General features: G+C 65.6%; 6 protein-coding genes. 5 read left to right on the top strand and 1 reads right to left on the bottom strand.

Features of this window, described 5'->3' with window-relative positions; translation table 11 throughout:
* Positions 1 to 170 precede the first annotated feature (170 nt).
* Complete coding sequence (locus HV770_RS14785) at positions 171 to 719, bottom strand: hypothetical protein (protein ID WP_175160666.1); 549 nt, start codon at positions 717 to 719, stop codon at positions 171 to 173.
* 564 nt (positions 720 to 1,283) lie between these two features.
* On the opposite strand from HV770_RS14785, the gene HV770_RS14780 reads away from it, so the two are divergent.
* From HV770_RS14780 to HV770_RS14760, 5 genes are all read left to right on the top strand, one after another.
* Positions 1,284 to 2,312 (top strand): bile acid:sodium symporter family protein, encoded by a 1,029-nt coding sequence (locus tag HV770_RS14780; RefSeq protein WP_175160664.1) that lies wholly within the window; start codon positions 1,284 to 1,286, stop codon positions 2,310 to 2,312.
* Positions 2,313 to 2,592: 280 nt separating this feature from the next.
* Positions 2,593 to 4,449, top strand: coding sequence for an EAL domain-containing protein (locus HV770_RS14775; protein ID WP_175160662.1), 1,857 nt, complete (start codon positions 2,593 to 2,595; stop codon positions 4,447 to 4,449).
* 199 nt (positions 4,450 to 4,648) lie between these two features.
* On the top strand, positions 4,649 to 5,635 hold the full coding sequence (locus HV770_RS14770; protein WP_175160660.1) for a LacI family DNA-binding transcriptional regulator: 987 nt from the start codon (positions 4,649 to 4,651) through the stop codon (positions 5,633 to 5,635).
* A complete protein-coding gene (locus tag HV770_RS14765) occupies positions 5,632 to 6,942 on the top strand; it encodes an AGE family epimerase/isomerase (RefSeq protein ID WP_175160658.1) in 1,311 nt (436 codons plus the stop codon). Before HV770_RS14770 ends, HV770_RS14765 begins: the two co-directional genes overlap by 4 nt.
* Positions 6,939 to 7,856, top strand: a complete 918-nt coding sequence (locus tag HV770_RS14760; protein ID WP_175160656.1) for a carbohydrate kinase family protein — start codon at positions 6,939 to 6,941, stop codon at positions 7,854 to 7,856. The genes HV770_RS14765 and HV770_RS14760 overlap by 4 nt, the downstream gene beginning before the upstream one ends.
* The last annotated feature ends 33 nt before the right edge of the window (positions 7,857 to 7,889 follow it).

Here is a 7,889-nt window from a genome sequence, read left to right as displayed (position 1 = left end):
GGCGGGGGCGGGGGCGGGGGCGGGGGCGGGTGCGGGTGCGGGTGCGGGTGCGGGTGCGGAACGATATCCGGGGGGAGGGACAAGCAGCGCTGCGCCACCTTCGGCGCGAACCGGACAAACCGCAGCCGTCTGCCCGCCGACGGCCTATCCGGCCGCCAGTTGGCAAACCCCTAATTACGATACGGTGACCCTTCCGGCTGACGCGCATCGTCAGCCTGACGCTGGCTCGCGCGCGCGGAACCGCGCTCTTCGTTGTAGCGGGCAACGTCGGCACGAATCGAGCCGCCGCGCACCGGCGCATTTTGCGGCGGCCGCGGCACCCCGCGTGACTCGGCGCTGACCGGCGTAATGGCGCCGGCATACTGCATGCGGCCACGCCCGTCACCGGGATAACCAGACGGTCCACCGGCACGGCGCGCATCGGGGCGATAAACGCCGAAGCCGTCCGCGTAATTGACACCCGCGAAGTTTGCGCCGCCTTGGGGCATGCGCAGGTTGCGGTCGGCCATCGAGTCATGGCCGGGTCTTGCAGCGGAAACGTCGCGGTGACGGTCGCCATTGCGTGCGTCCGCCTGCCTCGCATGGTCCGCGGCAGCATGCGAGTGTCCGGAGCCACCACCGACGTGCGGCATACCCGGCGTTTTTGCATAGGCGAACGAACACAGCGCAGCGATGACCGCGCCCAACGCCCAGTGCTTCGTTCTCGACAACCCGTCCACCTGGTGACTCTCATGCCCGAAGACTTGCCTGAAGACCACCGTTCGAGCTGCGATGGACTTGTTCTGGGACTGGCAAAGACGCCGCGCTTCTGCCGCGACGCCTGGACATCCCGATGGCCTTTGATCCGTAATTTATGGGCGTGGGCAAAGGGTGTCGAGCCAAAAAGTGTTAGGCCTCATCCTTGGATGTAACACCTTGTTACTGCGACGTTTTTCTGCGACAGAGTCCTTGCACGAACGCATCGAAGTGGCCAGCACGCGGGACGTTTGCGGGCTTTCACGACCCCGCTTGCCATGACGAATCGCCACTGGGTTTCCTGGGACCAATTGTCAAATCGGCATGGACCAATTCATCCACGTCGCCAATACTCACCACTACCCTGCGGCACCAACCGCCGCCCTCGTCAAAAACTTTTTGATGCGCAATGATCATTAATCAATTCTTCAAATGAATTTGCTTTTTCAATCGGTTTTCAATAACAATAGCCCTTTCCGATAGCCCGGAGGCGGCGCTCTCACACGCGCACTCCGTGCCATTCCGCACTACCGAATCGAGATTCCGACATGGCTCGCCCGAAACTGCTTCCCGATAACTTCACCCTGTGTCTCGTCGGCACCGTGATCCTCGCCAGCCTCCTGCCGGTTCACGGCCAGGCCGCCGTCGGGTTCAACTGGGTGACCAATGTCGCGGTCGGCCTGCTGTTCTTCCTGCACGGCGCCAAGCTCTCACGTGAAGCGATCATTGCGGGGGCGACGCATTGGCGTCTTCATCTGGTGGTACTTCTCAGTACGTTCGCGCTGTTCCCGTTGCTCGGCCTCGCGCTTAAGCCGATCCTTTCGCCACTTGTCACGCCGGCGCTCTATGCGGGGGTCCTCTTCCTCTGCACGCTGCCATCGACGGTTCAGTCGTCGATCGCGTTCACGTCGATCGCCAAAGGCAACGTGCCGGCTGCCGTATGCAGCGCCTCGGCCTCGAGCCTGCTCGGCATCTTCATCACCCCCGCACTGGTCAGTCTCGTCGTCACCGATCAGGCGGCCGCCAGCGGCGCGTCGCCGTGGCATACGGTAGGCAACATCGTGTTGCAACTGCTGGTGCCGTTCGTGGCCGGGCAACTGCTGCGCCCGCTGATCGGCAAGTGGATCGAGCGTCATCGCGGCGTACTGAAGTTCGTCGACCAGGGCTCGATCCTGCTGGTGGTGTACGGTGCGTTCAGCGAGGCCGTCACCGAAGGCTTGTGGCATCAGATCCCGTTGTCCGCGCTCGGCGGCCTGCTGCTCGTCAGTGTCGTGTTGCTCGCGCTCGCCCTCGCCGTGACGATCTTCGTCAGCAAGCGGCTCGGCTTCACCCGCGCGGACCAGATCACGATCATCTTCTGCGGCTCGAAGAAGAGCCTCGCCGCCGGCGTGCCGATGGCGAAGGTCATCTTCGCCTCGCACGCGGTGGGCGCTGTGGTCCTGCCGCTGATGCTGTTCCACCAGATCCAGCTGATGGTGTGCGCCGCGCTCGCGCAGCGTTGGGGGGCGCGCGACACCAGCGGCGAGACCCAGGTCAGCTCGCGCGAGCGGCCCGCGGCCGCCGTCGCGCGCCGGTGAATACGCCCGCCATGCAAACAGGACATTCATAAGCGCCCTCCCTGAGCGTCGTTCCGAACAAAGCCGCCTTGTGCGGCTTTTTGTTATTTCACGCGCAAACGCAGGCGCTGTCGCCTCAGCCTGATGGCATAGGAGGATTCCTGGCCAGATGCGGCAGGTCCGCCTTCGGCCAGCAAGCGCGCAACACGCACCATGGCGGTGCCCAGCGTCACTAAAAGTTCACTTAATTCGAGGCCGGAGGCGCCGATAAGCCGAACATCGATCGCTACGCCTTTCTGCCATGCAACTTCGTCCGCACTCCCGATTCGCTGCGCCGCGCATCGAGGATCTGATCATCCGGCGTGATCTGTCCGCCGTTTTCCAGCCGATCATCGATTTCGAACACGGCGCAATCCTCGGCTACGAAGGGCTGATCCGCGGGCCGGCCGGCACCTCGCTCGAAACGCCGTTCGCGCTGTTCTCGCAGGCGCTCGCCGAAGGCTGCGCGATCGCACTCGAACGCGCAGCCGCGCGCACCTGCATCGAGGCGTTCGCCAAACTCGATTTCGACGGCAAGCTGTTCCTCAATTTCAGCGCGGGCGCGATCCGCCAGCTGGCCGACGCGCGCGAGGACACGCTCGCGCTGCTGCGCCATCGCGGCGTCGATCCGCGGCGCATCGTGATCGAGCTGACCGAGCAGAGCGCGATTCCGGATGTCGGCAATTTCGTGCCGGTGATCACGGCGCTGCGCACCGCCGGCGCGCAATTCGCGCTCGACGACTACGGCACCGCGAACGCCAGCATGAATCTGTGGGTGCGTCTGCAACCGGATGTCGTGAAGATCGACCGCTTCTTCATCCACGACATCGCCTGCGATCCGCTCAAGTTCGAAGCCGTGCGCGCGATGCAGCACTTCGCGCAGGCGAGCGGCGCGCGGCTTGTCGCCGAGGGCATCGAGAACGAAGCGGATCTGATCGTGGTGCGCGACATGGGGATCGGTTGCGGGCAGGGGTTTTTCTTCGGCCGTCCGCATGCGCGGCCGGCGCGCAACGTGACCGACGACGCCCGCGACGCGCTGCGCGCCGGCCACATCGCGGTATTTCCGGAGACGACGCGCACGCTGAGCAGCGCGTCGCCTTCGGGCGGCATGGCATCGGAGAAGATGCTGGTGGCGGCGCCTGCGCTGCCGCGCCACGCCACCAACAACGACGTGCTCGACCTGTTCAACCGCCTGCCCGATCTGCATGCGGTCGCGGTGGTCGAACACGACGAACCGGTCGGGCTGATCAACCGGCGCAGCTTCATGGATCGCTACGCCCTGCCGTATCACCGCGAACTGTTCGGCAAGCGCCCGTGCATGCAGTTCGCGAACGCCTCGCCGGTGGTGATCGAGAAATCGATGACTGTCGAGCAGATGGCCAAGCTGCTCGCGAGCGACGACCAGCGCTACCTCGCCGACGGCTTCGTGATCACCGACCAAGGCAGATACGCGGGCCTCGGCACCGGCGAGAATCTGGTGCGCGCGGTCACGGAGGTGCGCATCGAAGCGGCGCGCTACGCGAACCCACTCACCTTCCTGCCGGGCAACATTCCGATCAGTTCGCACATTGCTCGCCTCCTCGGCAACGACGCCGGCTTCTACGCGTGCTACGTCGATCTGAACCACTTCAAGCCATTCAACGACCAGTACGGCTACTGGCAAGGCGACGAAGTGTTGAAACTCGCCGCCGCCGTGCTCGCCGACGTGTGCGACCCCACGCGCGATTTCCTTGGGCACGTTGGCGGCGACGACTTCCTGATCCTGTTCCAGAGCGAAGACTGGCGCGAGCGCGTGTTGCGCGCGATTCACCTCTTCAACGAGGGCGCGCAACGCTTTTACGCGCCGGCCGACCGCCTTGCCGGCGGCATCCACGGCGAGGACCGGCGCGGCAATCCGACCTTCTTCGGTTTCGTGACGATGGCGATCGGCTGCGTGCGCGTCGAACCGGCCACCGGCGCGTCCCTCTACACCAGCGAGCAGATCGCATCGGTCGCGGCGCTGGCCAAGCGCCGCGCGAAGCTGGAGACAAGCGGCTTCGTGCTGATCGATGCCGACGAAAGCGCGGCGCTGCTTCGGCGCGAAGACGAAGCCGAGGCTGCGCCCGAACATGCAGACTGAAGACACACGCGGCATGCACGCGCTCGAAATGTGAGCTGTTTAGTTAATTTTACTAAACGGCATATTCCGGGCCAACCTCAACATCTACGGGTATTTACGGGTATCGCGGGGCGGTGCGCGAAGCTGTTTTAGCACCGTTTTACTATACAATCGCCCGAACCCAAACAGTGTGCGGCGCAGCCTGCGGCCGCTTCTTTCGATGGCCACCACGATCCGCGACATTGCCCGCGTGGCGAGCGTGTCGATCGGCACCGTTTCGCGTGCCCTGAAGAACCAGCCGGGTCTCTCCGAGGCCACTCGCGAGCGCGTCGTCGCTGCGGCACGGCAGCTCGGTTACGACGCCGCCCAGCTGCGGCCGCGCATTCGCCGCCTGACCTTCCTGTTGCACCGTCAGCACAACAACTTCGCCGTCAGTCCGTTCTTTTCGCATGTGCTGCACGGCGTGGAGGACGCCTGCCGCGAGCGCGGCATCGTCCCGTCCGTGCTGACCGCGGGTCCCACCGAAGACGTGATCCAGCAGATGCGCCTGCACGCGCCCGACGCCGTGGCCATTGCCGGCTTCGTCGAGCCCGAGACGCTGAGCACGCTGGTGGCGATGCAACGCCCGCTCGTGCTGATCGATCTGTGGGCGCCTGGACTACGCTCCGTGAATCTCGACAACGCCGCGGGCGCCATGCTCGCCATGCGGCATCTGTTCGAACAACAGCGCAAGCGCGTCGCGTTCATCGGCGGTTCGCTCGCGCACTTCAGCATCGCGCAGCGCGCGCTCGGCTACCGCCAGGCATTTTTCGAAGCGGGCATGCTGTTCGACCCGTCGCTGGAAGTGACCATCGACGCCGGCCTCGATCCCGACAGCGGCGCCGCGCGCGCGATGCACCGGCTGCTCGACGCGCCCGGCGCGCACCCCGACGCGGTGTTTGCCTACAACGACGCCGCCGCGCTCGCCGCGCTGCGCGCGTGCCTCGCACGCGGCCTGCGCGTGCCCGAGGACATCGCGATCATCGGTTTCGACGACATTCCCGCCGCCGCCCATGCCACGCCACCGCTGTCGACCATGTCGGTCGACAAGGAAGCGCTCGGCCGGCGCGGCGTCGAACTGCTGCTTGAAGACGCACCCGCCGAGCTGGAAGTCCGCTTGCCCGTTCAACTCATTGCCCGCGCCAGTACTCTGGTGAAAACGCCATGACGCAACCCGATCCGCTTCATCCCGCACTTCATCCCGCCAACGACACCGCCGTGCCGCCCGTCGACAGTTTCCGCAGCCGCGACTTCCTGCTCGCGCACGTCGAGGACACGCTGCGCTTTTACGCGCCGAACGTGCTCGATCCGAGCGGTGGCTTCTTCCATTTCTTCCGCGACGACGGTTCGGTCTACGACAAAACCACGCGGCATCTGGTGAGCAGTTGCCGCTACGTCTTCAACTATGCGATGGCGTATCGCCAGTTCGGCGACCCCCAGCATCTGGAATACGCGCGTCACGGCCTGCGGTTTCTGCGCGAAGCGCATTGGGACGCGCAGCACGAGGGCTACGATTGGGAGCTCGAATGGCACGACGGCAAGAAGCGCACGCTCGATGCGACGCGCCACTGCTACGGCCTCGCGTTCGTGCTGCTCGCGTATTCGCATGCGGCGATGGCCGGCATCGAAGAAGCGAAGCCGATGATCGGCGCGACCTTCGAGCTGATGGAGCACCGCTTCTGGGATGCCGCCGCCGGTCTCTATGCGGACGAGGCCTCGCCCGAATGGCGGGTTAGCTCGTACCGCGGGCAGAACGCGAACATGCACAGCACCGAGGCGCTGCTGGCCGCGCATGAAGCGACCGGTCACCTCGTCTACCTGGATCGCGCGGAACGCGTCGCGTCGAATATCACGTTGCGGCAGGCGAAGCTGTCGCAAGGCCTGGTGTGGGAGCACTTTCACGCGGACTGGTCGGTCGACTGGCATTACAACGAGGAAGACAGCTCGAATATCTTCCGTCCGTGGGGCTTCCAGCCGGGGCATCAGACCGAATGGGCGAAGCTGCTGCTGATTCTCGAGCGCTTCCGGCCGTTGCCGTGGCTGCTGCCGCGCGCGATCGAACTGTTCGACGCCGCGATGACGCACGCATGGGACGAGGACCACGGCGGCCTCTATTACGGCTTCGGCCCGGACGGTACCGTGTGCGACCACGACAAGTACTTCTGGGTCCAGGCCGAAACCTTCGCGACCGCCGCGCTGCTCGGCAAGCGCACCGGCAACGAACGCTTCTGGGACTGGTACGACGAGATCTGGCGCTATAGCTGGGCGCACTTCGTCGATCACAAATACGGCGCGTGGTATCGCATCCTCACCTGCGACAACCGCAAATACAGCGACGAAAAAAGCCCGGCCGGCAAGACCGACTATCACACCATGGGCGCGTGCTATGAGGTGCTGGCTCACGCGCTCCCCGACGGCGCCCAGGCCACGGCCACCACGGCCGCCGCGTCCAATTCAGCGGAGAAGACAAAATGAGCAATCCGAACCCAGGCGCCGAATTCCCCCTCTTCGTGTCGGCCGGCGACATCCTCACCGATCTCGTGCGCACCGGCGCCTCGCAATGGCTGTCGCGTCCCGGCGGCGCCGGCTGGAACGTGGCCCGCTGCGTCGCGCGGCTCGGTTTGCCGACCGCGTGCGCCGGCTCGCTCGGGGTCGACAACTTCTCCGACGACCTGTGGAATGCGAGCGTCGCCGCGGGTCTCGACATGCGCTTCATGCAGCGCGTGGAGCGGCCGCCCTTGCTCGCGATCGTGCATCAGACGCATCCACCCGCGTACTTCTTCATGGGTGAGAACGGCGCCGACCTCGCGTTCGATCCGGCGCATTTGCCGGCCGGCTGGATGGGCCAGGTGAAGTGGGCGCACTTCGGCTGCATCAGCCTCGTACGGCAACCGCTCGGCGACACGCTCGCCGCGTTGGCCGCCGAACTGCGTTCGCACGGCGTGAAGATCAGCTTCGATCCGAACTACCGCAATCTGATGGAGCACGGCTACGAGGCGACACTGCGCAAAATGGCGGCGCTCGCCGATCTGATCAAGGTGTCCGACGAGGATCTGCGCCTGCTGTTCAAGACCGACGACGAAGCCGCCGCCCTCGCCCAGTTGCGCGCGATGAACCCGGCCGCCACCGTGATGGTGACGCGCGGGCCGGAGTCGGCGATGCTGATCGACGGCGCGGCGGTGATCGAGGCGCGCCCGCCGCGGGTCGAAGTGGCCGACACGGTGGGCGCGGGCGACGCGTCGATCGGCGGCCTGCTGTTCAGCCTGATGACCGCTCCGCAGCGCGCGTGGCCCGAGCACCTGGCGTTCGCGCTGGCGGCCGGCGCGGCCGCCTGCCGGCATGCCGGCGCGCATGCGCCATCGCTGGATGAGGTCGTCGCGCTGCTGTAATTTTCCTGCCTTGCGCGGCGTGCATTGTCACGC

This window comes from Paraburkholderia fynbosensis (genome assembly GCF_902859935.1).
Classification (GTDB): domain Bacteria; phylum Pseudomonadota; class Gammaproteobacteria; order Burkholderiales; family Burkholderiaceae; genus Paraburkholderia; species Paraburkholderia fynbosensis.
The sequence above is the reverse complement of the archived record's forward strand: the minus strand, read 5'-3'. Positions and strand labels throughout refer to the sequence as shown.